Source organism: Bradyrhizobium sp. AZCC 1578 (assembly GCF_036924675.1).
Taxonomy (GTDB): Bacteria; Pseudomonadota; Alphaproteobacteria; order Rhizobiales; family Xanthobacteraceae; genus Bradyrhizobium.
The window spans coordinates 3,233,183-3,256,592 of the sequence record NZ_JAZHRZ010000001.1 but is presented as its reverse complement, the minus strand read 5'-3'; the positions used below and the strand labels follow the sequence as shown (position 1 = coordinate 3,256,592).

At 62.7% G+C, this 23,410-nt stretch carries 19 protein-coding genes; 8 read left to right on the top strand and 11 right to left on the bottom strand.

Annotation, left to right across the window (positions count from 1 at the left end; genetic code table 11):
- Nucleotides 1-3: 3 nt before the first annotated feature.
- A complete protein-coding gene (gene metF, locus V1290_RS15565; RefSeq protein ID WP_334365227.1) occupies nucleotides 4-918 on the bottom strand; it encodes a methylenetetrahydrofolate reductase [NAD(P)H] in 915 nt (304 codons plus the stop codon).
- 381 nt (nucleotides 919-1,299) lie between these two features.
- Here metF and V1290_RS15560 point away from each other — a divergent pair, with 381 nt between their 5' ends.
- Nucleotides 1,300-2,319 (top strand): LLM class flavin-dependent oxidoreductase, encoded by a 1,020-nt coding sequence (locus tag V1290_RS15560; RefSeq protein WP_334365226.1) that lies wholly within the window; start codon nucleotides 1,300-1,302, stop codon nucleotides 2,317-2,319.
- A 706-nt stretch (nucleotides 2,320-3,025) separates the two neighbouring features.
- On the opposite strand, the gene V1290_RS15555 is transcribed toward V1290_RS15560, so the two are convergent.
- Nucleotides 3,026-3,886, bottom strand: a complete 861-nt coding sequence (locus V1290_RS15555) for a prephenate dehydratase (RefSeq protein WP_334365225.1) — start codon at nucleotides 3,884-3,886, stop codon at nucleotides 3,026-3,028.
- Nucleotides 3,887-4,005: 119 nt separating this feature from the next.
- On the bottom strand, nucleotides 4,006-4,752 hold the full coding sequence (locus tag V1290_RS15550; RefSeq protein WP_334365224.1) for a 3-deoxy-manno-octulosonate cytidylyltransferase: 747 nt from the start codon (nucleotides 4,750-4,752) through the stop codon (nucleotides 4,006-4,008).
- A gap of 201 nt (nucleotides 4,753-4,953) precedes the next feature.
- On the opposite strand from V1290_RS15550, the gene V1290_RS15545 reads away from it, so the two are divergent.
- The 6 genes from V1290_RS15545 to V1290_RS15520 all read left to right on the top strand — a co-directional run bounded on the left by V1290_RS15545 (nucleotide 4,954) and on the right by V1290_RS15520 (nucleotide 13,500).
- Nucleotides 4,954-5,502 (top strand): c-type cytochrome, encoded by a 549-nt coding sequence (locus V1290_RS15545; RefSeq protein ID WP_334365223.1) that lies wholly within the window; start codon nucleotides 4,954-4,956, stop codon nucleotides 5,500-5,502.
- Between the two features lie 282 nt (nucleotides 5,503-5,784).
- Nucleotides 5,785-7,680: an extracellular solute-binding protein gene (locus V1290_RS15540; RefSeq protein ID WP_334365221.1), complete on the top strand. Its 1,896-nt coding sequence runs from the start codon at nucleotides 5,785-5,787 to the stop codon at nucleotides 7,678-7,680.
- Nucleotides 7,681-7,694: 14 nt separating this feature from the next.
- Nucleotides 7,695-9,578 (top strand): extracellular solute-binding protein, encoded by a 1,884-nt coding sequence (locus tag V1290_RS15535; protein ID WP_334365220.1) that lies wholly within the window; start codon nucleotides 7,695-7,697, stop codon nucleotides 9,576-9,578.
- Complete coding sequence (locus V1290_RS15530) at nucleotides 9,578-10,690, top strand: microcin C ABC transporter permease YejB (RefSeq protein ID WP_334365218.1); 1,113 nt, start codon at nucleotides 9,578-9,580, stop codon at nucleotides 10,688-10,690. Before V1290_RS15535 ends, V1290_RS15530 begins: the two co-directional genes overlap by 1 nt.
- A complete protein-coding gene (locus tag V1290_RS15525; protein WP_334365217.1) occupies nucleotides 10,690-11,868 on the top strand; it encodes an ABC transporter permease in 1,179 nt (392 codons plus the stop codon). Before V1290_RS15530 ends, V1290_RS15525 begins: the two co-directional genes overlap by 1 nt.
- A gap of 6 nt (nucleotides 11,869-11,874) precedes the next feature.
- Nucleotides 11,875-13,500: an ABC transporter ATP-binding protein gene (locus V1290_RS15520; RefSeq protein WP_334369044.1), complete on the top strand. Its 1,626-nt coding sequence runs from the start codon at nucleotides 11,875-11,877 to the stop codon at nucleotides 13,498-13,500.
- A 31-nt stretch (nucleotides 13,501-13,531) separates the two neighbouring features.
- Here V1290_RS15520 and V1290_RS15515 read toward each other — a convergent pair whose 3' ends face one another.
- The gene (locus tag V1290_RS15515) at nucleotides 13,532-14,374 is read right to left on the bottom strand and encodes a C40 family peptidase (RefSeq protein WP_334365216.1); all 843 of its coding nucleotides are present in this window, start codon (nucleotides 14,372-14,374) and stop codon (nucleotides 13,532-13,534) included.
- The gene (locus V1290_RS15510; RefSeq protein ID WP_334365215.1) at nucleotides 14,367-15,749 is read right to left on the bottom strand and encodes a leucyl aminopeptidase family protein; all 1,383 of its coding nucleotides are present in this window, start codon (nucleotides 15,747-15,749) and stop codon (nucleotides 14,367-14,369) included. Before V1290_RS15510 ends, V1290_RS15515 begins: the two co-directional genes overlap by 8 nt.
- 129 nt (nucleotides 15,750-15,878) lie before the next feature.
- Between V1290_RS15510 and V1290_RS15505 the strand changes: the two genes are divergently transcribed.
- On the top strand, nucleotides 15,879-16,715 hold the full coding sequence (locus tag V1290_RS15505; protein ID WP_334365214.1) for a tetratricopeptide repeat protein: 837 nt from the start codon (nucleotides 15,879-15,881) through the stop codon (nucleotides 16,713-16,715).
- 41 nt (nucleotides 16,716-16,756) lie between these two features.
- On the opposite strand, the gene V1290_RS15500 is transcribed toward V1290_RS15505, so the two are convergent.
- The 6 genes from V1290_RS15500 to V1290_RS15475 all read right to left on the bottom strand — a co-directional run bounded on the left by V1290_RS15500 (nucleotide 16,757) and on the right by V1290_RS15475 (nucleotide 23,405).
- A complete protein-coding gene (locus tag V1290_RS15500; protein ID WP_334365213.1) occupies nucleotides 16,757-17,473 on the bottom strand; it encodes a hypothetical protein in 717 nt (238 codons plus the stop codon).
- 452 nt (nucleotides 17,474-17,925) lie between these two features.
- On the bottom strand, nucleotides 17,926-18,900 hold the full coding sequence (locus V1290_RS15495) for a type II secretion system F family protein (RefSeq protein WP_334365211.1): 975 nt from the start codon (nucleotides 18,898-18,900) through the stop codon (nucleotides 17,926-17,928).
- Between the two features lie 10 nt (nucleotides 18,901-18,910).
- Nucleotides 18,911-19,888 carry a type II secretion system F family protein gene (locus tag V1290_RS15490; protein WP_334365210.1) on the bottom strand — a complete coding sequence of 326 codons (978 nt, stop codon included), beginning with the start codon at nucleotides 19,886-19,888 and terminating at the stop codon, nucleotides 18,911-18,913.
- Between the two features lie 7 nt (nucleotides 19,889-19,895).
- Nucleotides 19,896-21,362 (bottom strand): CpaF family protein, encoded by a 1,467-nt coding sequence (locus V1290_RS15485; protein WP_334365209.1) that lies wholly within the window; start codon nucleotides 21,360-21,362, stop codon nucleotides 19,896-19,898.
- Nucleotides 21,363-21,384: 22 nt separating this feature from the next.
- Complete coding sequence (locus tag V1290_RS15480; RefSeq protein WP_334365208.1) at nucleotides 21,385-22,656, bottom strand: AAA family ATPase; 1,272 nt, start codon at nucleotides 22,654-22,656, stop codon at nucleotides 21,385-21,387.
- Complete coding sequence (locus V1290_RS15475) at nucleotides 22,653-23,405, bottom strand: CpaD family pilus assembly protein (protein ID WP_334365207.1); 753 nt, start codon at nucleotides 23,403-23,405, stop codon at nucleotides 22,653-22,655. The genes V1290_RS15480 and V1290_RS15475 overlap by 4 nt, the downstream gene beginning before the upstream one ends.
- Nucleotides 23,406-23,410 lie beyond the last annotated feature (5 nt).

Sequence of the window (23,410 nt, the reverse complement as noted above, 5' to 3'; positions counted from 1 at the left end):
GGATCAGGCGGCTTTCTGTGCGCCATTGGGGCGAATGCCCAGCAAATGGCTGATCGCGAACACGAGGTCCGCGCGGTTCATGGTGTAGAAGTGAAAGGTGTCGACGCCGTGCTTGGCGAGCTTTTGCACCTGGCCGGCGGCCACGGTGGCGGCAACGAGCTTGCGGGTCTCGGCGTCGTCATCCAGGCCTTCGAATTTGTCCGCCAGCCAGGCCGGCACCGTGGTGCCGGCGCGGGTCACAAAACTCCGCGCCTGCTTGAAATTGTGCATCGGCATGATGCCGGGGACGATCGGAATATCGATGCCGCGGGCGCGGACGCGATCGAGGTAGCGGAAGTAGAGATCGTTATCGAAGAATACTTGCGTAATGGCTCGCGCCGCGCCGGCGTCGACCTTGGCTTTGAGCGTATCGATATCGGCGTCGATGGTCGGGCTCTCCGGATGTTTTTCCGGATAGGCCGACACCGAGATTTCGATATCTGGATAACGCTTCTTGATGCCTGTGATGAGATCAGGCGAACTCTGGTAGCCGTCCGGATGTGCACGATAGTCGGTGCCGATGCCGGTGGTGGGATCGCCGCGCAGCGCTACGATATGGCGGACGCCGATCTCGTGATAGCGCGCTACCACGTCGTCGATCTCGCCCTTGGGCGCGCCGACGCAGGTCAGGTGCGCGGCAGGCGTTAGCCGCGTCTCTTTCAGGATGCGGGCAATGGTCGAATGGGTCCGCTCGCGGGTCGATCCTCCGGCGCCATAGGTCACCGAGACGAAATTGGGGGCGAGCGGCGCCAGCCGGTTGATGGTCTCCCACAGGCTCCGCTCCATCTCTTCGGTCTTGGGCGGAAAGAACTCAAAGGAGATCTTTGGCGAATGCAGCGCGCGATGGCCGTCGAAAGCGGGGGGCGTAACCTCGGTCATGGCACTTCACAAAGCTCCGAAACAATGGGCCGGACGTCAGCCGTAGCGACGATGGGCTAAAATAAGCGAAATAGGGCGGGCCAAACAGCCCATTGGAGATGGGAAGTAGCCCAATATGTGCAAAATACACGAAATTCTGGTCTTGGTAGAAGGAGTGAGTGGGCTGTGCTTATACTAAATTACACAGCAAAAACAATTAGTAATAAAAAGGTTGGTTGTGGAGGAGGTGTATTTGGCGGTGGGCAATGGCGCAATGGTGGAATTTGTCACATTTCATCCCACTCTAGTGCTGCGATGTGGCGCGCCTTTCCCCACAAGCGCGGGCCTGATCTGCGCCGGCCAGGCCTTTGTTGGCTTCGCTTGCCGCATTAGCTTAGCGCCATGATTCCGCTTTCCGTCCTCGACCTCTCCGTCGTCACCACAGGCACAAAACCCGCCGCCGCGCTGCAGAACAGCGTTGATCTCGCGCGCCATGTCGATGGGCTCGGCTATGTCCGCTACTGGCTCGCCGAGCATCACAATCTGGCGTCGGTGGCGAGCCCCGCGCCTGATTTGATGATCGGGCAGATCGCCGCGGTGACCAAAAACATCCGCGTCGGCTCCGGCGGCGTGATGCTGCCCAACCATGCGCCGCTGGTGGTGGCCGAGCGCTTCAAGATGTTGGAGGCGCTGTTTCCCGGCCGCATCGATCTCGGGCTCGGCCGTGCGCCCGGCACCGATGGCGCGACCGCCCATGCGCTGCGCAGCCGGCTCGACCGCCGCGAGGGCGACGATTTTCTTGAACGGCTGAGCGAACTGGTGTTGTGGGAGACCCGCGGTTTCCCGGCCGGCCATCCCTACAACAATGTGGTGGCGATGCCGGACGACACGCCGCTGCCGCCGATCTGGCTGCTCGGCTCCTCCGACTACAGTTCGGAATTGGCGGCGCAAGTCGGCATGGGCTTCGCGTTCGCACATCATTTTGCTTCCTACGACGCGATTGCGGCGATGACGAACTACCGCAGCCACTTCAAGTCGTCCGGCTGGCGGGAAACCCCACACGGCATTCTCGCCGTTGCGGCGGTCGCCGCCGAGACCGATGCGGAGGCTGAGAAGCTCGCCTCCTCGATGGACCTCAACCGCCTGCGCCGCGATCGCGGGCAATACCTGCCATTGCCGAGCGTCGAGGAAGCGCTGGCCTATGATTACACCGACGCCGAGCGCGCCTCGGTCATGCGCAACCGTTCGCGCCTGTTTGTCGGCAGCCCCGCAACCATCATGGCGAAGCTGCAGCCGATGATTACCGCCAGCCAGCCGGATGAACTGATGATCATCACGGCGGTGTACGACCACGACGCGCGGAAGAAGTCGTACAGCCTGCTCGCGGAAGCGTTCGGGCCGAGCGAGAAAGCCGCCGCCTAGATCGTGATGACTTTTCTGCGAATCTGTATCTCATTCTCTTGAGCATTCCTGCTTTTTCAGCATTCCCGATCTGCATGCCTGCGTTTGTTCGAGCCTCAAAAGCAACCAAGCGTTGTCAAGGAAGTTGTTGAAGTCTCCAGCCAAGGAGACAAATCATGGAACTGAAATCTGCAGTTGTTGGGTTGGCCGCCCTCGGCGGCGTTATGCTCGCCGCCGGCTCAGCTTCCGCCGCGATGCCGAACGGGCTTCCAAATGCCGACCAGATCTCACGCCAGGCCGCTGATGTTGAGCAGGTCCGCTGGGTCTGCAATGCCTGGGGTCGCTGCTGGTGGCGTCCGGGTCCGAGATGGTATGGCGCCTATGGCGCTTGGGGCCCGCGCCCCGTGTGGCGCCCGGGATGGCGCGGCGCCTATGCTTGGGGCGGGCCAGTTTGGCGCCCGCGGCCGGTGTGGGGTCCGCGTCCAGGATGGGGGCCGCGTCCAGGGTGGGGCTGGAACGGCCGGTGGTGATCGGAGAGGGGGCGTACGCCGGCTGATAACGCCGCGAGTACCGCTTTCATAAATATATCCGTATCCGCTGCACCGCTAATGCCGCGCAACTCGCCGCTCGCTGGTAAGCGTCTGGCCGCTGCACGTCACGAATCTGCGCTCTCCGCGCCCACGGCAGCAGTCGCGCCGGGAGACGCGAACAGATGCCTGTGCGTCCCTTAATCCTGCTTCTCGCTAAAGGTCGCGCGGAACGGGTGGCCGGGATAGACGCCGACGATGCGGAATTCGCGCGAGAAGAACTTTAGTTCTTCCAGCGCGAAGGCGAGGCCCTTGTCCTCGGGATGGCCGTCGACGTCGGCATAGAACTGCGTCGCAAAGAAATTGCCGTCGACCATGTAGCTTTCCAGCTTGGTCATGTTGACGCCGTTGGTGGCAAAGCCGCCGAGCGCCTTGTAGAGCGCAGCGGGCAGGTTGCGTACCCGGAAAACAAAAGTGGTGACCAGCGGGCCCGAGCCTTGTTTCGCCCAGTCGGCCTCGCGCGCCAGCACCACGAAGCGCGTGGTGTTGTGCGCTTCGTCCTCGACGTCTTCGGCCAGGATATCGAGCCCGTAGATCTGTGCCGCCAGCCGGGACGCGATCGCGGCCACGCTTCTGTCGTTGCGTTCGGAAACGTCGCGCGCGCTGCCGGCGGTGTCGGCGGCGACGATCGGCTTGATGCCGAGCTTGCGGATGATGCGGCGGCATTGGCCGAGCGCATGGACGTGGCTCTCCACCGTCTTGATGTCGGCGAGCTTTGTCCCCTTCGGCGCCATCAATTGATGGCGGATCGGCAAAAACCATTCTCCGACGATGAACAGACCGGACGCCGGCAGCAAATGATGGATGTCGGCGACGCGCCCCGCCACCGAATTCTCGATCGGGATCATGCCGAGATCGGCCTCGCCCGAAGCGATCGCCGACAGCGCGTCCTCGAAGGTCGCACACGGCATCGGCTCGGCGTCGGGATAGGCCTCGACGATGGCGATATGGGAATTGGCGCCAGGCTCGCCCTGGAATGCGATTTTGAGCTTTTTGGTCATGTTGTCTTTCCTGGCGGGCCTTTTAGCAGCCGATCAGGCCTTGGCTATAGCGTTTTCAAGCGAAGTGGATACCGGTTCGCGTGAAGAAAGCGCGTCAAAACAAAAGGATAAAGCCTCGTTCAATCAGAATGAGGCTTTAGTATCTTACGGGCGGTTTCGAGGTCGGCCGGGGTATCGACGCCGCGCGGCACGCTATCGACGATGGTGATGTCGATCCGCATCCCGGCTTCCAGCGCGCGGAGCTGTTCGAGCTTTTCCTGCTGCTCCAGCGGGGAGGGAGCCAAGGTCACGAACCGCTGCAGCGCGGCGCGGCGGTAAGCATAGAGGCCGATATGGTGGTAGCGCGGTCCGTCACCGTGAGGCGCGGTGGCGCGGGTGAAATACAGCGCGCGCAGCCGGTTTGGACCGATCGGCGAGCCGATCGCCTTCACCACGCTCGGCGCCCGGTCCTCCTCCTCGGTGTGGATCTGCGAGGCTAGCGTCGCGATGTCGACCGCGGGGTCGTCGAGCGGCGGCAGCGCGGCGCGGATGGTGTCCGGCATGATCGTCGGGAAATCGCCCTGCAAATTGACCACGATCTCCGCCTTGCCGGCCGGGTCGAGCGCCAGCATGGCCTCGTGGATGCGGTCGGAGCCGGAAGCGTGGGAGGCACGGGTCATCACCGCCTCGCCGCCGGCAGCCCGCACCGCGTCGGCGATCTCCGGCGTGTCGGTCGCCACCGCAACCCGGCCGATCTTGGCTTCTTCCGCCCGCCGCAGCACGTGCACGATCATCGGCAGGCCGGCGATATCCAGCAGCGGCTTGCCCGGTAGCCGGGTCGCCGCCATCCGGGCGGGAATCAGCACCAAAATGCGGGAATCGGTCATCGTCTGAAGGCCCGGCGGGATAGCTGGTTTTGATGGGGATGGGACGAAATTCGGCGCGTTTATACGGGTTGCCAGAGCCCGGGCAAACCGATATCTCAACCCCTGCTGAGGGTGCGGCGCGAAAGGCTGATTCCTCACGCCCACCCGCGGCCGTTTTGCCGGCCTTCAGTCGACCTTTCCGGCCTGGAGCCTGATCCCGTTATGGACTCCTTCGAACTCAACAAGATTCTTGGTGCCGTCCTTGGCACCTGCATTCTTCTTCTGGTGACGAGCTTTGCCGCCCAGGCGATTTTTGCGCCCGCGAAGCCGGAAAAGCCGGGCTTCGAGATCGCCGTGAAGGAAGACACCTCTCACGCAGCCAAGGAAGCGGCAGCTCCCTCCGAGCCGATCGAGAAGCTTTTACAGACCGCGTCCGTCGAGAAGGGCACGGCTGCGGCCAAGAAATGCGCCGCCTGCCATACGTTCGAAAAGGGCGGCCCCAACCGCGTCGGACCCAATTTGTACGGCGTCTTGAACGAGCCGAAGGGTCAGGGTCGCGGCGGGTTCAACTTCTCGGCCGCCTTGAAGGGCAAGGGCGGCACCTGGACCTACGAGGACCTCAACAAGTTCCTCGCCAATCCCAAGGCCTTCGTTCCGGGCACGGCGATGGGCTTTGCCGGTATCCCGAAGGACAGCGAGCGCGCCGACGTGATCGCCTATCTGCGCAGCCTCTCGGACAGCCCGGCTCCGCTCCCGACGGCGGCGAAGTAATATTTCGTCAGTTCGGGACTTCGCCACGACATGACGGCCAGGCATTGCCTGGCCGTTTGCATATGAGGGATCGCATTGTTGCTATCGGAGTTGTTACCGGGACTTTTCGCCGCAGCGGCGGTGTTCCCAAGCTGCTATCATGAGGAAAAAGCAACGTAATTCGTCGAACCCTTGCCTTATATTAGGTCCTCACTAGCTCGGCCTTGTTGTTTGCGTGGTTCGTGGCAGGGGCGGCGAACTTCGAAACAACGGATACTGGCGTCAGCAACAGGAATTCTGCATTTGGCCATTACCCGACGACATCTTCTCCAGGGCAGCGCAGTTGCCGCCATGGCACCCGCATTGGGGCTAGGCATCCCCGAAATTTCGCCGGCTCACGCGCAATCGGACGCGGGCGAACCGGTCTTTCGGCACGCGCTGTCGCTGTTCGGCGAGATCAAATACCCGGCCGACTTTAAGCGCTTTGACTATGTCAATCCGGAGGCTCCGAAGGGAGGCACCGTACGCCAGATCCAGATCGGTACGTTTGACAACTTCAACCTTGTGGTTGCCGGCGTCAAAGGCGCGCTGGCAGCCGGCGTTCAGTTGATCTACGAATCTCTCATGACGCAGTCGCTGGACGAGGTCTCGACCGAGTACGGCGAATTGGCCGAAGCCGTAAGCCACCCCGAGGATTTCTCCTGGGTGACCTATCGCCTCCGGCGAGAGGCCAAATGGCATGATGGAAATCCCGTCACGCCTGACGACGTCATCTTCTCCCTCAATTCGTTCAAGCAACATCATCCGCAGTACTCGGCCTACTATCGCCATGTGGTGAAAGCTGAAAAGGTCGGTGATCGCGACATAAAATTCAGCTTCGACGCGCCCGGCAATCGCGAACTCCCGCTGATCGTCGGACAACTCACGATCTTGCCGAAGCACTGGTGGGAGGGCACCGACAGCGAAGGCCGCAAGCGCGACGTCTCCGCGACAACGCTGGAGAAGCCGCTAGGCTCGGGCCCCTACCGCATCAAGGAGTTTGTCCCGGGAAGGACGCTGACGCTGGAGCGGGTGAAGGACCATTGGGGACGCGATCACAGCACGTATGTCGGCCGCAACAATTTCGACGAGCTGCGCCTGGAATATTTCCGGGACTCGACGGTCGCGCTCGAGGCGTTCAAGGGCGACCAGGTTGATTGGCGTACCGAAAACAGCGCCAAGAACTGGGCAACGGCCTATGACTTTCCGGCCGTCAATGACAAGCGCGTGCTGCTCGAGGAGTTTCCGAACCGCAGTTCCGGAATCATGCAGGCGTTCGCGCTGAATATCCGGCGTGACCAGTTCAAGGATCCGCGGGTGCGTCGCGCACTGAATTATGCGTTCGACTTCGAGGAAATGAACAAGCAGATATTCTTCGGTCAGTACAAGCGCATCAGCAGCTATTTCGACGGCACAGAACTGGCTTCAAGCGGCCTGCCGCAAGGCAAAGAGTTGGAAATACTCGAGGCCGTCCGCGCGGAAGTGCCACCCGAGGTATTCACCAAGCCCTATACCAATCCGGTCGGCGGCAGTCCCGAAGCGGTTCGCGAAAATCTTCGTGAGGGGCTGCGTCTACTGAAGGAAGCCGGCTATGAGGTGCGCGAGCGCAAGCTGGTCGATAGTAAGACGGGAGCGCCATTTGCGCTCGAATTGCTTGGTGCAGAGCCGACCTTCGAACGGGTCATGCTGTTTTTCAAACCTTCTCTGGAGCGGCTAGGTATCGCGGTCAGCGTGCGCACGATCGATCCGACACAGTATGAAAACCGCCTTCGTAGCTGGGATTTCGATGTCGTCGTCTCGTCGTGGGCGGAATCGTTGTCGCCCGGAAACGAGCAGCGCGAATATTGGGGTTCGCAGGCGGCGGACATGGCGGGTTCGCGCAATATCATCGGCATCAAGAATCCCGCGATTGACAAATTGATCGAGCGGGTGATCTATGCGAAGGGCCGGGAAGACCTTGTTGCAGCGACCAAGGCGCTGGACCGCGTGCTGCTGTGGAATCACTATGTCGTGCCGCAGTGGAATTATCCCAAGGTCCGGACGGCGCGTTGGGACCGTTTCGGCCGTCCGACCGAACTGCCCAAATACGGCCTGTCCGGCTTCCCCGCGATCTGGTGGTATGATGCCGACAAGGCGGCAAAGATCGGAAGACGGTCTTGAAGGATATCCTGCGCATGGCGCAATTCTCTCGCCGGCATGTACTCGGTCTCGGTGTCGGCGCGCTGAGCGTTCTGCGGCTTGGCCCCGTTCGCGCCACAGAGGAAAACGGCGCTGAGATGCACGGCATCTCAGCGTTCGGCGATCTGAAGTATCCGGCCGACTTCAAGAATTTCGACTATGTGAACGTCTCTGCCCCCAAGGGCGGCGTGTTCTCGACCATCCCCTCGACGCGCTCCTACAATCAGTCCTACCACACCTTCAATTCGCTCAACGCCTACATCCTCAAGGGCGAGGGCGCGCAGGGCATGGACCTGACCTTCTCAGCGCTGATGGTGCGGGCCGGCGACGAGCCGGATGCGATGTACGGGCTCGTCGCAAAGTCGGTGCGAATCTCGCCGGACAAGCTGATCTACCGCTTTACGCTGCGCCCCGAGGCCAAGTTTCACGACGGCTCGAGGATCACGGCGCATGACGTCGCCTGGTCCATCAACACGCTGAAGGCCAAGGGCCATCCGCTGATCCAGGTGCAGATGCGTGACGTCAAGGGGGCCGAGGCGCTCGATGATGCGACCGTGATCGTCACCTTCGCCGAGAAGCGCGCGCGCGACGTGCCGCTCTTCGTCGCGGGCCTGGCGATCTTCTCGAAGAGATATTATGAGACGCGGCCCTTCGATGAATCAACGCTGGACATGCCGCTGGGCTCGGGGCCCTATAAGGTCGGCAAGTTCGAGGTCAACCGTTTCATCGAGTACGAACGCGTCAAGGACTGGTGGGGGGCGAACCTCCCGGTCTGCCGCGGTTATTACAATTACGATGTGGTCCGCTACGAATTCTATCGCGACCGCGACGTCGCCTTCGAAGGCTTTACCGGCAAGAACTATCTGTTCCGCGAAGAGTTCACCGCGCGCATCTGGGCGACGCGCTACGACTTCCCCGCCATCAAGGACGGCCGCGTCAAGCGCGAGCAGGTACCGGACGAAAGGCCGTCCGGCGCGCAGGGCTGGTTCATCAATACCCGCCGCGACAAGTTCAAGGACCCCCGCGTGCGCGAGGCGCTGATCAACGCCTTCGATTTCGAGTGGACCAACAAGACCATTATGTACGACGCCTATGCGCGTACGCATTCGCCGTTCCAGAATTCAGACATGATGGCGAAGGGGCCGCCCTCACCGGAGGAGCTGAAGCTGCTCGAGCCATTCCGCGGCCAAGTGCCCGACGAAGTGTTCGCCCAGCCCTACGTGCCCCCGGTTTCGGATGGCTCGGGGCAGGATCGCACCATGCTGCGCAAGGCGCAGCAATTGCTCAACGAAGCCGGCTTCGTCATCAAGGACGGCAAGCGGATGACGCCGAGCGGCGAAGTGTTTCGCATCGAATTCCTGTACGATGAGCCTTCGCTGAATCCGCATCACGCGCCCTATATCAAGAATCTGGGAACGCTCGGCATCGAGGCGAGTCCGCGTATGGTCGATGCCGTGCAGTACCGCGCGAGGGTGGAAGATTTCGATTTCGACATGACTATCACGCGCTTCTCGATGTCGACGACGCCGGGCGACGCAATGCGTGCCTTCTTCTCCTCGCACGCTGCCAAAACCAAGGGCTCCTACAACCTGGCCGGTATAGAGAATCCCGCCATCGACGCGCTGATCGAAAAGATCATTGCGGCGGATACCCGCGCCGAGCTGACGGTTGCCTGCCATGCCTTCGACCGCGTTTTCCGCGCCGGCCGCTACTGGGTGCCGCAGTGGTACAACAAGACGCATCGGCTGGCCTATTGGGACATCTTCGACCGCCCGAAGAACCTGCCGCGTTATCAGATCGACGCATCGGGCTCCGGCGAGCGAGTTATCTGGTGGTATGACGCTGCCAAGGCCGGCAAACTTGAGCAGGCGAAGCAATAATGACCGCCTATATCGCCCGCCGCATCCTTTTGATGTTTCCGACCTTGCTCGGCATCCTCTTCATTTCCTTCGTGGTCGTGCAGTTCGCGCCGGGCGGCCCGGTCGAACGTGTGATCGCACAGCTTTCCGGCGCCGATACCGGCGGCTCCTCGCGCATCTCTGGCTCTTCCACCGGTGACTTTGCCGGCAGTACGCCCCAGGCGGGCGCCTCCGCCGATGCTGTCAATTCGAAATACCGCGGCGCGCAGGGGCTCGATCCGGAGTTCATCAAGAACCTGGAAAAGCAGTTCGGCTTCGACAAGCCGGCGCATGAGCGCTTTGCTCTGATGGTATGGAATTTCGCTCGCTTCGATTTCGGCAAGAGCTACTTTCGCGACACCACCGTGTTGCAGCTGATCAAGGAGAAGCTGCCGGTCTCGATATCGCTCGGCCTCTGGTTGACGCTGCTGACCTATTTGATCTCGATCCCGCTCGGCATCCGCAAGGCGGTGGCGGACGGAACGCGATTCGATACCTGGACTTCCGCCGCTATCATCGTCGGATTTGCGATCCCCGGTTTCCTGTTCGCGATCCTGCTGATCATCCTGTTTGCCGGCGGCTCGTTCTTCAACTGGTTCCCGCTGCGCGGATTGACCTCGGACGGCTGGTCGCAATTCCCCTGGTACTGGAAGATCATCGACTACTTCTGGCACCTCACCCTGCCTTTGATCGCGATGGGTCTCGGCGCCTTCGCCACCATGACGCTGCTGACCAAGAACTCGTTTCTCGATGAGGTCAGGAAGCAGTATGTCATGACCGCGCGTGCAAAGGGTTGCAGCGAGGGGCAGGTGCTCTACGGGCATATCTTCCGCAACGCCATGCTGATCGTAATCGCAGGCTTTCCCGGTGCGTTCATTGGTGCATTCTTCTCCGGCTCGCTGCTGATCGAGACCATCTTCTCGCTCGACGGGCTCGGGCTGCTCGGCTTCGAAAGCGTGCTGAACCGCGACTATCCGGTCGTGTTCGGCACGCTGTTCATCTTCTCCCTCGTGGGCCTTGTGGTGGGTCTGATCTCCGACCTCGCCTACATGTGGATCGATCCCCGGATCGATTTTGAGGCGAGGGAAGTCTGATGGCGCTGCTCGCTCCACAACCGGTCGAAACCACCGCGAGGTCGCCGCTTGGCGAGGTCGTCCCGGCCACGCAGCACGTGTTCGCGCCATCGCCGCTGAACCGCCGGCGCTGGCAGAACTTCAAGGCGAACCGCCGCGGCTACTGGTCGCTTTGGATATTCCTTGCGCTGTTTCTGATCTCGCTGTTTGCCGAACTGATCGCCAACGATCGGCCGTTCCTTATCAAGTATGACGGAAAACTGTATTGGCCGGCTTTCGTCAGCTATTCCGAGACCACTTTCGGCGGCGATTTCGAAACCGCGGCCGACTACCGCGATCCCTATTTGCAAAAGCTGATCGCCGAAAAGGGCGGCACCATCATCTGGCCCTTGATCCGCTATTCCTACTCCACCCACAATCTCGATTTGCCGACGCCGGCGCCGTCGAAGCCGACATGGATGCTGACGGAAGAGCAGTGCAAGCCCGTGGTGGAGAAGAAGGGCCTGAAGAGCTGTAGCGACCTCGAATACAACTGGCTCGGTACCGACGACCAGGGCCGCGACGTGGTGGCGCGACTGATCTACGGTTTTCGCATCTCGGTGCTGTTCGGCCTGACGCTGACCATCCTGTCCTCGATCATCGGCGTCATCGCCGGCGGCGTGCAAGGCTATTTCGGCGGCTGGACCGATCTGATCTTCCAGCGCATCATCGAAATCTGGAGCGCGATTCCCTCGCTCTATCTGCTGCTGATCCTGTCATCGGTGCTCGTGCCCGGCTTCTTCGTGCTGCTCGGCATTCTCCTGCTGTTCTCCTGGACCTCGTTGGTTGGCCTGGTTCGCGCGGAGTTCTTACGCGGGCGCAATTTCGAATACATTCAGGCGGCGCGCGCGCTCGGCGTCTCCAACGGCGTGATCATGTTCCGGCATCTGCTGCCGAACGCGATGGTGGCGACCATGACCTTTCTGCCATTCATCGTGTCGTCCTCGGTGATGACGCTGACCGCGCTCGACTTCCTCGGCTTCGGCCTGCCGCCGGGTTCGCCATCACTCGGCGAGCTGCTGTCGCAGGGCAAGTCCAACGTGCAGGCGCCCTGGCTCGGTTTTACCGGCTTCTTCTCGGTCGCGATCATGCTGTCGCTTTTGATCTTCATCGGCGAGGGCGTGCGCGACGCCTTCGATCCGCGCAAAACGTTCCGGTAGAGCATGATGGACGCCGTCAACCAGCCCTTGCTCGATGTGCGCGATCTCTCGGTGGCGTTTCACCAGCCGAGCGGCGCCACGATTGCGGTCGACCGCGTCTCGTTTTCCATCAAGCGCGGCGAGTGCGTGGCCCTGGTCGGCGAGTCCGGTTCCGGCAAATCGGTCAGCGCGCTGTCGGTGCTAAGACTGCTGCCCTATCCGACCGCGTCGCATCCCTCCGGCACCATCCATTTCAAGGGCCGAGAGCTGCTCAATGCCTCGGAACGCGAGATGCGCGAGATCCGCGGCAACGACATCTCGATCATTTTCCAGGAGCCGATGACCTCGCTCAATCCGCTGCACACGGTCGAGGCGCAGATCGGCGAGATTCTTTCGCTGCACAGCGGCATCGGCGGGCAGATGGCGCGGGCGCGCACACTCGAGCTCTTGACGCAGGTCGGCATTCCCGATCCGGAAACGAGGCTACAAAGCTATCCGCACCAACTATCCGGCGGCCAGCGTCAGCGTGTCATGATCGCGATGGCGCTCGCCAACGAGCCGGATCTTCTGATCGCGGACGAGCCGACCACCGCGCTCGACGTCACGGTGCAGGCCCAGATCCTGGCGCTGCTTGCCGAGATCAGGTCCCGGCTCGGCATGAGCATGCTGTTCATCACCCATGACCTCGGCATCGTCCGCCGCATCGCCGACGTGGTCTGCGTCATGAACTCGGGCAAGATCGTCGAGCACGGCCCGGTCGAACAGGTCTTCACCGCGCCGAAACATGCCTATACCCGCGCGCTGCTCGCGGCCGAGCCCAAGCCCGACCCGGCGCCGCCGCGGCCCAACGAGCCGGTGGTGATGTCGGCCGACAATCTCAAGGTCTGGTTTCCGATCAAGCGCGGGTTGTTGCGCTCGACCGTCGGCCACATCAAGGCGGTGGATGGCGTCAGCGTCGCGGTGCGCAAGGGCGAGACGCTCGGCGTCGTCGGCGAATCCGGCTCCGGCAAGACCACGCTGGGTCTCGCACTGCTCCGGCTGATTTCCTCCGACGGCCCAATCGTGTTCCTCGGCAACAACATCCAGGGCCTGCGCTTCAAGGCCATGCTGCCGCACCGTCGCGACATGCAGATCGTGTTTCAGGATCCGTTCGGCGCGCTCAGCCCGCGAATGTCGGTCGGAGATATCGTCGCCGAAGGCCTGAGCGTGCATCAGAAGTCGCTGTCGCATCAAGAGCGCGAGGCGCGCGTCGTCAAGGCGCTCACAGACGTCGGTCTCGATCCGGCGACGCGCTTCCGCTATCCGCATGAATTTTCCGGTGGCCAGCGCCAGCGTATCTCGATTGCGCGCGCGGTGGTGCTGGAGCCGAATTTCGTCGTGCTGGACGAGCCGACCAGCGCGCTCGACATGCTGTTCCAGGCGCAGATGGTCGACCTGCTGCGCGAGCTGCAGCGCAAGCGCGATCTGACCTACATGTTCATCTCGCACGATTTGCGCGTCGTGGCCTCGCTGGCCAGCCATCTGATCGTGATGCGTCACGGCAAGGTGGTGGAGGAGGGCCCGGCCGCGGAGCTCTTCAAGAACCCGAAGAGCGACTACACCCGCGCCCTGTTCGCTGCCGCGTTCCGGATCGAGGCGGTTCCGGACCTATAGCTTGCGCTGGTGATGACGATGAAGTTTGTGGCTACAGCCGCTTGATCGCCGTTACCTCGCTGCCGACGGCCTTGATCCGTGCAATCGCGTCATGTGTGTTCTCCACCACCGTCGCCATGTGGTGCGCGTTGGCGTGTACGATGCTGTCGGCGTCCCGCACGATCGCGACGTGGCCCTTCCAGAAGATCAGATCGCCGCGCTGGAGCTTCGTCATCTCGGCGGGACTCAATGCCCGGCCGAGGCCTCCCTCTTGCATGTCGCTGTCGCGCGGGCAGCCGGTGCCGGCGGCGGCCAGCGATACCTGGATGAGGCCGGAACAATCGATACCGAGCGAGCTCTTGCCGCCCCAGAGATAGGGCGTGCCGATAAAGCGCTCGGCAACCGCGACGAAATCCTTTTCCACCGCGTCGAGGCTGCCAAGATGATGGCGCGGCAGATACCAGCCGTCGCTTGTAATGGCGAACGCGCTGTCTTCGCGGATGACCGTCACCCTTGCTCCCGTCGTCAGCGTCTCGACCGGCGGCAGCTTGATCGAGGGGCCCGGAAACGCGAAGGTCCGCAGCGTCGTGACCTTGTGCGTCGGTGCGGCCGCAGGCTTTGCCAGCGCGGCATCCGGAATCCAGCCGACATAGCCGTCGCTCGCGAGTTGGCCCCACGCAAACCCTTCGTCATTGCGGTCGTAGATCGTGACGCGTTCGCCCTTCAGCGCCTGCGTCAGCATCATGGCGCCCGCGGCAGGTCGCTCCCACAGCGGCGCGATCGCCTCACACACGCAAAATTCCTCGCCGGGCACATAGCGCGCGGCCTTCACCTTGCCTTCGAGATATTTCGCGGCGATTTCGGGCCGTGCCGGCGTCAGGCGCGGATCATGCATAGCGTTCGCTCAACAGTTTGTAGATCGCGCGTGCGGCCTGGCATTCGCCGCCTTCGGGACGCGCAGGTTTTGCGGAAGGCGTCCAGCCGTAGATATCGACATGCAGCCAGCTTTTGGCATCGGTGACGAAGCGGTGCAGGAACAGCGCGCAGGTGATCGAGCCGGCAAAGCCGCCCGACGGCGCGTTGTTGATGTCGGCGACCTTCGAATCCAGCCACGAATCATAGGGTGGCCACAGCGGCATTCGCCACAACGGATCGTTCTCCCGCTTTGCATGTTCTGCGACGCTTTCGGCCAGCGTCTCATCATGGGTGTAAAAGGGCGGTAAATCCGGCCCCAGCGCCACCCGCGCCGCGCCGGTCAGTGTGCCCAAGTCAATCAACAGATCCGGTTTGTCTTCGTCCGCCAAGGCGAGCGCATCCGCCAGGACCAGCCGTCCCTCGGCATCGGTGTTGCCGATCTCCACGTTAAGTCCCTTGCGCGACTTGAAGATGTCGAGCGGACGGAAGGCGTTGCCGGCGACTGCGTTCTCGACCGCGGGGAGCAGGACGCGCAGGCGGACCTTCAGCTTCGCGTCCATCACCATCTGCGCCAGCGCCAGCGCGTTGGCGGCGCCGCCCATGTCCTTTTTCATGATCAGCATGCCGCTGGACGGCTTTAGGTCGAGCCCGCCGGTGTCGAAGCAGACGCCCTTGCCGACCAGCGTCACTTTGGGGTGGGCGGGATCGCCCCAGCTCAGGTCGATCAGGCGCGGGGCACGCGCCGAGGCCATGCCAACCGCGTGGATCAGCGGAAAGTTCTGCTTCACGAGTTCGTCGCCGACGATGCAGTCGAAGCTGGCGCCGAAACGCGCCGCGAGCGCTTGTGCGGCGTCCGCCAGTTGCTCCGGCCCCATGTCGTTCGATGGCGTATTGATCAGGTCGCGCGCCAGCGCCGCCGCTTCCGCCATCCGCGCGATGTCAGCGATATCGACGCCATCGGGCGGCACCAGCCGGACCTCGGGCTTTTCGGCTTTGCGGTAGCGGCCGAAGCGGTAGCTCCCCAGCGCAAAGGCGAGCGTCGCCAGGCGCGGGTCGTGCGGCACGTTGGCGAAGCGATAGACGCCCGGCGGCAGCAGGCCGGGCAGCGCGCCGGGCCGGAACAGGTCGTGCGACTTGGCGGTCTCTTCATCAAGCCCGAACACGACCTGCGCAATCTTCCCGTCGGGGGCGGGCAGCGTCAGGCACTTGCCGGGCTTGGCGGTAAAATCATTGGCGAGCGCAAACTGCCGGGCCGGTTCGGGAAGGTCTTTGGCGATCGCGCTCCAGGTCGCTTTGGTGGCGAACGTAATCGGAATGGCGGGGGCGATGGGCGCGGTCTCGAACGGCGATTGCATGCATGTCTCGCGGGGATCGGGGCGTGTCTGGCTGGCATAGCACGGCCAATTAACCGGCCGTTAGGGTTAACAGTCTATTGCTTTCTCATACGGCTCTATTTGTCCGCCATTCCCGTGAGTTGAAGTGCCATGCGTCGATCGTCCAGCTACGCCGGGTCCCTTGCCCGGTTCCTGACCTCAGCCGCGGTAACCGCGGTTTTGGCCGCGGGCCTTGGCGGCTGCCAGACCATGTCCGACATAACGGGATCGCTGAGCTCATCGTCACCCAAGGCACAGAGCGTTCCCGACGATCCGCGCCGCGCGGCCGAGATATATGGCGAACGCTATCGGGCCAATCCCAAGGATGCCGAGGCGGCGCTGGGGTATGGCCAGGCGCTCCGCGCTACCGGCCAGCGGGCACAGGCCGCTGCCGTGCTCGAACAGGCCACCATCGCTCATCCCGGCAACAAGACGCTGCTCGCTGCTTACGGCCGCGCGCTCGCCGACAACGGCAGTTCGCAGGCTGCCTTCGACGTGCTCAGCCGCGCCCATACGCCCGCCAATCCCGACTGGCGCATTCTTTCGGTGCAGGGCACCACGCTCGACAAGATGGGCAAGCACGAAGAGGCCCGCCGCTATTACGCGAGCGCGCTGAAGATCACGCCGGAAGAGCCGTCGGTGCTGTCCAATCTCGGTCTCTCCTACATGCTGACGCGGGAGCTGCCGCAAGCCGAGGAAACGCTGCGGCGCGCCTATTCCAATCCGCGTGCCGACGCAAGGGTGCGGCAGAATCTCGCTCTCGTCGTCGGCCTGCAGGGCCGCTTCGCGGAAGCCGAGACCATCGCCAAGGGCGATCTGCCGGCCGACGAGGCGGCTGCCAACGTGGCTTACCTGCGGGAAATGCTGAGCCGCAAGGACAAGGACCATTCGCGTCCCCCCGGCAACAAGGCGACCGTCCCGGTCGCCGCCCTCAACCGGCCGGACTGAGCATCACAGCGGTCACGCGCGACTGCGGGTCAACGAGTCCATTAGTCGGGCCCAACAACTATGCGAGCAATTATTTCGGTTCCAGTGCTCGACAGGAACTTATCGGTTCTGACGATTTCAAATGCGTCGATCGGGAAGGTGCCGAAATCTGTTTCGCGATGACGGGCGATCTCAGCGAGGAACGCCGGCGTGACCGGACCTGAAAATCGGATGAGGGTCGCAAACGCCATTTTGTCGAATAGATAGCGACGCGCCAAGTCGTCCAATATGCCTAAGCCTTCACGGCGGCGATGATCGCCATCGCTGGTTGCTATCGAAAGCTTGCGCCGAAGATCCGCCAAACCTTGATCTTCCGGATACAGTTGGAGAAAGACCGAGTTCGGTGAAACACCGAGGCCCTTTCCTTTCAAAGCAAATGATCCGCTATCCGCAACAAGGCCCCGTATCCTCCTGAAAAGTGATGGTCGATCGCATTCCTCCCGTGCCGCTTCGTCGAGGTTCCTGATCGTCACGTGGACGGTATCTGCCGGATAGTAGTGGTGGCTCGGAGAAACACGTTGAAGCTCGGCCAAGATCTGACCGACCTGCGTATCGGCGACGGCCGGCATGCGCGCAATCAGCGTGAAATGCGCCGCAGATCCCATCGGCGGCAGTGCGTGGATTTGTCCTCGTCTCCCGGAAAGCCGCAACGAAGCCGTCGCGACGGTCCGCAGACCCCAGAACCGCAACATTGCGAGCGATGGGATGTCCGCGCTCAAGGAACGCCCATTGCTTTAATCGAATCCTTCACCTTGATTTGACTCCTTGATTTGCCCCCTGAGCTTCGTAACGCCAAAGAGCTAGCGCAACGATCGCGAGGCTAGCAGCGGTTGCGGCACAGCAAAGGAACCCGCTGCCAAAGCCCTTGGCTCCGATAATTCGTCCAAAGAACGCGGGGTTGGCTGCAAGGCCAGTGTAGAGAACCGCGACATACAAGCCCATGGCAGTCCCTTTTGTGCGAGCCGTAGCCAATTCGGCAAAAGACGAAGATAGAGCGACGACGGCTCAACGCCCGCAGCAAGCGGAAATCCGCGGCGGGTCAGCCGATAAGCCCGCTTACGAACGCCAAAGGAGACTAGCAAATGCGCTGTTCCCGTGCCGGCTTGTCGAAGCTTCGAGGGAGCCCGCGCGAGGAAGGTCCAAATGGCGCCGGCCCGCCAGGCCGCTCGCCTCAGTGCAACGCCTGGATCTTGATGTAGGTCGGTCCGAGAATGACGATGAACAGGCATGGCAGGAAGAACAGGATCATCGGCACGGTCAGTTTCGGCGGCAGCGCCGCCGCCTTCTTCTCGGCCTCGTTCATCCGCATGTCGCGGTTTTCCTGCGCCATCACGCGCAGGCTCTGGCCGAGCGGGGTGCCGTAGCGTTCCGACTGCATCAGCGCCAGACAGACCGATTTCACGCCCTCCAGCCCGGTGCGCTTGGCGAGGTTCTCGTAGGCCATTTTGCGGTCCTGCAGATAGGACAATTCCGCCGTGGTCAGCGCGAATTCCTCCGACAGCGCCACTGATTGCGACACGATCTCGGTGGAGACCTTGCGGAAGGCGACTTCGACCGACATGCCGGACTCGATGCAGATCAAGAGCAGGTCGAGCGCGTCGGGAAAGGCGCGCCTGATGGAGAGCTGGCGCTTGCTGATGGCGTTCTTCAGGAACAGCATCGGCGCCTGCAGCCCGAGATAGGCGGCGCCGATGCAGATGCCGAGCTTGACCGTCAACGACTTGTCCATGTTGGTGATCACGAACACGTAGAGGGCCGCCCCGAGAAACAGCACGACCGGCGTCACCGCACGGGCAAACAGGAACGTGACGTAGGGCGCGTGGCCGCGGTAGCCGGCCATGATCAGCTTGTCGCGCGCGGCTTCCTGTGCCAGCCATTTGGTCAGGTTCAGGTCTTCCACAACCTTGGAAACGAGCTGCTTCGGAGTCTGGCGCAGCGACACCTTCTCCGATTTGTTGAGGCGGTCGCGCTCGCGCTGGCGGAGCCGTTCGCGCTCGTTGGCGACCGCCTTCATGCGCTTGGCAAGGCCTTCGCCGGCAAACAGCGGCATGATCAGCGTATAGGCCGTCGCACTCGCCGCGATGGCGGCAAGCAGCATGGTCATGAACCGCGCGTCGTGCATCTTGGCGATCAGAAACTCAATCATAGGCGCACCGTCAGAAGTCGAAGTTGATCATTTTCTTCATCACCAGGACGCCGATCGTCATCCAGGTAACGCAAGCGACCAGCATGAACTGGCCGATATGATGGGTCCAAAGCAGCGCGATGTAGTCGGGGGTCGTAATCCAGACCAGCAGCATCACGACCGGCGGCAACGAGCCGATGATGCCTGCGGAAGCCTTGGCTTCCATCGACATCGCCTGAATCTTCTCCGCCATCTTCTTGCGGTCGCGCAGCACCTTGGAGAGATTGCCGAGCGCTTCCGACAGGTTGCCGCCCGATTTTTGCTGAATCGCGATCACGATGCCGAAGAAGTTGGCTTCCGGCAGCGGCATCCGCTCATACAGCCTTGCGCAGGCCTCACCCAGCGGCATGCCGATCGTCTGGGTCTCGATGATAGCCATGAACTCGCCCTTGAGTGGTTCCGGCGCGTCGGCGGCGACCACCTTGATCGATTCGAACAGCGGCAGGCCGGCCTTGATGCCGCGCACGATGACGTCGACGGCGTCAGGCAGCGCTTTCAGAAACGCCTTCTCGCGGCGCTTTTTGAGATAGCTGAGCAGCCAGCGTGGCAGGCCGAGGCCGGTGGCGAACGCCATCACGGCAGCGCCCAATAGCGAGCCGCCGACGATGAATGCGACACCGAAGCCCACCGCCGCGAGAACGGCGGAAACGATCCAGAATTTCTGAGGCGTCCAGGCCGTCAAGCCGGCCTGAACCAGGCGGATGCTGAGCGAGACGGACTTTTCCTTCTTGCGGCGGGCCTCGAGTTCCTTCAGCGAGCCCTCGACCTGCTCGCGGCGCGAGCGCTGGCTCTTCTCGGCCTGGCGCGCCGGAACGTCGGTGCGTGCGATCGAGGCGCGCCGGGACTCGGCTTTCTTCTCGCCCGACAGGGCCGGATAGATGAACACCCATGCCAGGCCGCCGATGGCGGTGGCGGCGAGAAACGCCAGTGCGAGCGCTTGCATGCTCATCGCCTCCTCACGTCTTGTCGACGACTTCGGCGGCATCGAGCGCTGCCGCGAGCCGCTTTTCTTCGTTGTAATATCGCGCGCGTTCCCAGAACTTCGGGCGACCGATGCCGGTCGAGCGGTGCCGCCCGATGATCTTGCCGTTGGCGTCCTCGCCGAGCAATTCGTAGACGAACAGGTCCTGGGTAATGATGGTATCGCCTTCCATGCCCATCACCTCGGTGATGTGGGTAATGCGGCGTGAACCGTCGCGCAGGCGCGCGGCCTGCACGATGACGTCGATCGAGGCGCAGATCATCTCGCGAATAGTGCGCGAGGGCAGCGAGAAGCCGCCCATCGTGATCATGGATTCGCAGCGCGACATGGCTTCGCGCGGGTTGTTGGCGTGCAACGTTCCCATCGAGCCGTCGTGGCCGGTATTCATGGCCTGCAGGAGGTCGAACGCCTCGGGTCCGCGGACTTCGCCGACGATGATGCGTTCGGGGCGCATACGCAGGCAGTTGCGGACCAGCTCGCGCATGGTGACCTGGCCTTCGCCCTCGATATTGGGCGGGCGGGTTTCAAGCCGCACCACGTGAGGCTGCTGCAGTTGAAGTTCGGCGGCGTCCTCGCACGTGATGACGCGCTCGTCATGCTCGATGAACTGGGTCAGGCAGTTCAACAGCGTGGTCTTGCCGGAGCCGGTGCCGCCGGAAATCAGCACGTTGCAGCGGACTCGGCCGATGATCTGCAGGATTTCCGCGCCTTCCGGCGAGATCGCGCCGAACTTGACCAGTTGGTCGAGCGTCAGCTTGTCCTTCTTGAACTTACGAATGGTGAGGGCAGGCCCGTCGATCGCCAGCGGCGGAACGATGGCGTTGACGCGTGAGCCGTCGGCGAGGCGGGCGTCGCAGATCGGCGAGGATTCGTCGACGCGGCGGCCGACCTGGCTGACGATGCGCTGGCAGATGTTGAGAAGCTGCTGGTTGTCGCGGAAGCGGATGCCGGTCTTCTGGATCTTGCCGGCAACTTCGATGAACACCGTGCCGGCGCCGTTGACCATGATGTCGGCGATGTCGTCGCGCGACAGCAGCGGCTCGAGCGGGCCGTAGCCGAGCACGTCGTTGCAGATGTCGTCGAGCAGCTCTTCCTGCTCGGCGATCGACATCACGATGTTCTTGATCGCGATGATCTCGTTGACGATGTCGCGGATTTCCTCGCGCGCGGACTCGCCGTCGAGTTTGGCGAGCTGGGCAAGGTCGATCGCCTCGATCAGCGCGCCGAAGATGGTCGCCTTGACTTGGTAGTAGTTATCCGACCGCCGCGCCTCCATGGTGGGGGCGGGCGGTGGCGCCTTCATGGGCGCTATTGGAGGCGAAGCGACGGCCGGCGCGGCCATCTCGCGCGAAACGGCCGGCGCAGAAGCCGGCTCAGGCGCCTGAATGGCGGGCTTGAGTACCCGCGTATCACTATCATTTCCGCTACGCTTACCGAACACGATGGCACTCCACGCGGGCTGTCTACTTCTTGGCCCGTAACTTCTCGATCAAAGGCGACAGCAACGAACTCTTCGGCTTCTTGGTCTCGCCGCGGCCGGTGAGCCGTTGCGCAATCTGCAGGAACATCTCGGTGGTGCGATGCGTTGCGGATATCTCCGCAATCATCTGGCCGTTGTTGGCGGCCGAGCCGAAGATTTGTGGCTCGAACGGGATCGTGGCGATCGGGTGGTTTTCGATCGCCTTGGCGAACTCGGCGGCGGGGATCTCCGGCCGCTTCGGGATACCGACCTGATTGAGGCAGTAGAGCGGCGCACGATCGTTCGGCCGCGATGCCTTGAGGAGGTCGAAGATATTCTTGGTGTTGCGCAGGTTGGCGAGATCGGGCGCGGCGACGATCAGGATGTCGTCGGCCGCGATCAAAGCGCGCTTGGTCCATCCCGACCATTGATGGGGAACGTCGAGCACGATGCAGGGCATCGTGGTACGAAGCGTATCGAAGATCGAATCAAAGGCTTCCGCGCCGAAATCGTAGACCCGGTCCAGCGTGGCCGGCGCCGCCAGCAGGCTGAGATGGTCGGTGCATTTCGACAGCAGGCGATCGAGGAACGCGGTATCGACCCGGTCAGGCGAGAACACCGCATCCGCGATACCCTGCGGCGGGTCCTGGTTGTAGTCGAGGCCTGCGGTGCCGAAAGCGAGGTCGAGATCGGCGACCACGGAATCCAGCGACAGGTCGCGCGCGATCGCCCAGGCGACGTTGTGGGCGACGGTCGACGCACCGACGCCGCCCTTGGCGCCGACGACGGCGATGATGCGGCCGACGGCCTTGGCTTCCGGCGAGGAGAACAGGTTGCAGACCGAGCGCACGACGTCGATGGCGCTGACCGGCGCGATGACGTAGTCGCTGACGCCACGGCGGACCAGTTCGCGATAGAGCATGACGTCGTTGATGCGCCCGATCACAATCACGCGTGTTCCGGCGTCGCACACGGTGGCGAGCTGGTCGAGGCCGACAAGGATATCGTTGCGGCCTTCGGTCTCCAGGATGATCACGTTCGGCGTCGGCGCCGAGCGGTAGGCCTCGATGGCAGCGGCCATGCCGCCCATCTGGATCTTGAGATGAGCCTTGCCGAGGCGGCGGTCCTCGCCCGCCGACTGCACAGCAGCCGCGGTTTCCAGCGTCTCGCAGAAAGCCTGCACCGACACCCGCGGCGCTGGCGCGATATGATCGTCCGTTGACGGCGCGGTGCCGTCAGGCTGCGGTTCTGTACTCTGGCGCGCGTAACTGATCATTTGCCGGTATCGCTGAGTTTGGCCTTGTCGCTCTCGGGATAGGTTGTCGCGGTGGAAGTGCCCTTGCGATATTTCTCGAGGGCCATGCCACGGCGCGGCGTATAGGCTGGGGTTTCGGGACGCGGCTGCACGAGGTCGGACGGGTTGTCGACCATCGCCGCCAGATTGCGCTGATTGGAGCAGCCGAAATTGTAATACTGCTTGTTGTCGAAATAGCCCTTGTTGTGGATCGACGGTCCGAGATCCTCCGGCCACAGCCCGCATGGGCCGGCCACCGCCGAAATCTTTGGATAGTTGAGGCGGATCGCGGCCATGTGCCTGGGGTCTTCGGGGCGATACTGGCGGACATTGATCGCGCGCGGCGGCACGCCGGCGGCGGCGAAGGTTGCCTGGATCTCGCGCAATGAATCCTCGGCCGCCCGTGCGTTCGGGGTATTGACGGGCACGTCGACGCTGATAGCGCCGGTACCTTCGCGAAGCCAGGTTTGGGCCAGGTCCATGACGTCGGCGCGCTGCGAGGCGGAAAGGCCGCCGCGTCCGCGGCCGACGAAAACGACGATCGAGCGGTCGGCTTCCTGGACCGCGATCGGATGGCGCTGGCGATAGTCGTCAGGCACGGCCGCCGTCGTCACGACATCGGTGGTGTGCTTGCAGGCGCTGAGCGCCACGGAAAGTCCGATCAGCGCTCCTGCCAGGCCAAGCGTGCGCTTTGGATCGGCGGGCTTCGTGGATTTCGTCTTCGGTGTCATCGTCC

Excerpts from the sequence above, each read along its gene's own strand:
- V1290_RS15530 (WP_334365218.1), top strand. The coding sequence starts at position 9,578 with ATGACCGCCTATATCGCCCGCCGCATCCTTTTGATGTTTCCGACCTTG.
- V1290_RS15480 (WP_334365208.1), bottom strand. The coding sequence starts at position 22,656 with ATGATCAGTTACGCGCGCCAGAGTACAGAACCGCAGCCTGACGGCACC.
- V1290_RS15515 (WP_334365216.1), bottom strand. The coding sequence starts at position 14,374 with ATGCATGATCCGCGCCTGACGCCGGCACGGCCCGAAATCGCCGCGAAA.
- V1290_RS15495 (WP_334365211.1), bottom strand. The coding sequence starts at position 18,900 with ATGATTGAGTTTCTGATCGCCAAGATGCACGACGCGCGGTTCATGACC.
- V1290_RS15475 (WP_334365207.1), bottom strand. The coding sequence starts at position 23,405 with ATGACACCGAAGACGAAATCCACGAAGCCCGCCGATCCAAAGCGCACG.
- V1290_RS15490 (WP_334365210.1), bottom strand. The coding sequence starts at position 19,888 with ATGAGCATGCAAGCGCTCGCACTGGCGTTTCTCGCCGCCACCGCCATC.
- V1290_RS15505 (WP_334365214.1), top strand. The coding sequence starts at position 15,879 with ATGCGTCGATCGTCCAGCTACGCCGGGTCCCTTGCCCGGTTCCTGACC.
- V1290_RS15525 (WP_334365217.1), top strand. The coding sequence starts at position 10,690 with ATGGCGCTGCTCGCTCCACAACCGGTCGAAACCACCGCGAGGTCGCCG.
- V1290_RS15520 (WP_334369044.1), top strand. The coding sequence starts at position 11,875 with ATGGACGCCGTCAACCAGCCCTTGCTCGATGTGCGCGATCTCTCGGTG.
- V1290_RS15550 (WP_334365224.1), bottom strand. The coding sequence starts at position 4,752 with ATGACCGATTCCCGCATTTTGGTGCTGATTCCCGCCCGGATGGCGGCG.
- V1290_RS15545 (WP_334365223.1), top strand. The coding sequence starts at position 4,954 with ATGGACTCCTTCGAACTCAACAAGATTCTTGGTGCCGTCCTTGGCACC.
- V1290_RS15560 (WP_334365226.1), top strand. The coding sequence starts at position 1,300 with ATGATTCCGCTTTCCGTCCTCGACCTCTCCGTCGTCACCACAGGCACA.
- V1290_RS15510 (WP_334365215.1), bottom strand. The coding sequence starts at position 15,749 with ATGCAATCGCCGTTCGAGACCGCGCCCATCGCCCCCGCCATTCCGATT.
- metF (WP_334365227.1), bottom strand. The coding sequence starts at position 918 with ATGACCGAGGTTACGCCCCCCGCTTTCGACGGCCATCGCGCGCTGCAT.
- V1290_RS15555 (WP_334365225.1), bottom strand. The coding sequence starts at position 3,886 with ATGACCAAAAAGCTCAAAATCGCATTCCAGGGCGAGCCTGGCGCCAAT.
- V1290_RS15535 (WP_334365220.1), top strand. The coding sequence starts at position 7,695 with ATGGCGCAATTCTCTCGCCGGCATGTACTCGGTCTCGGTGTCGGCGCG.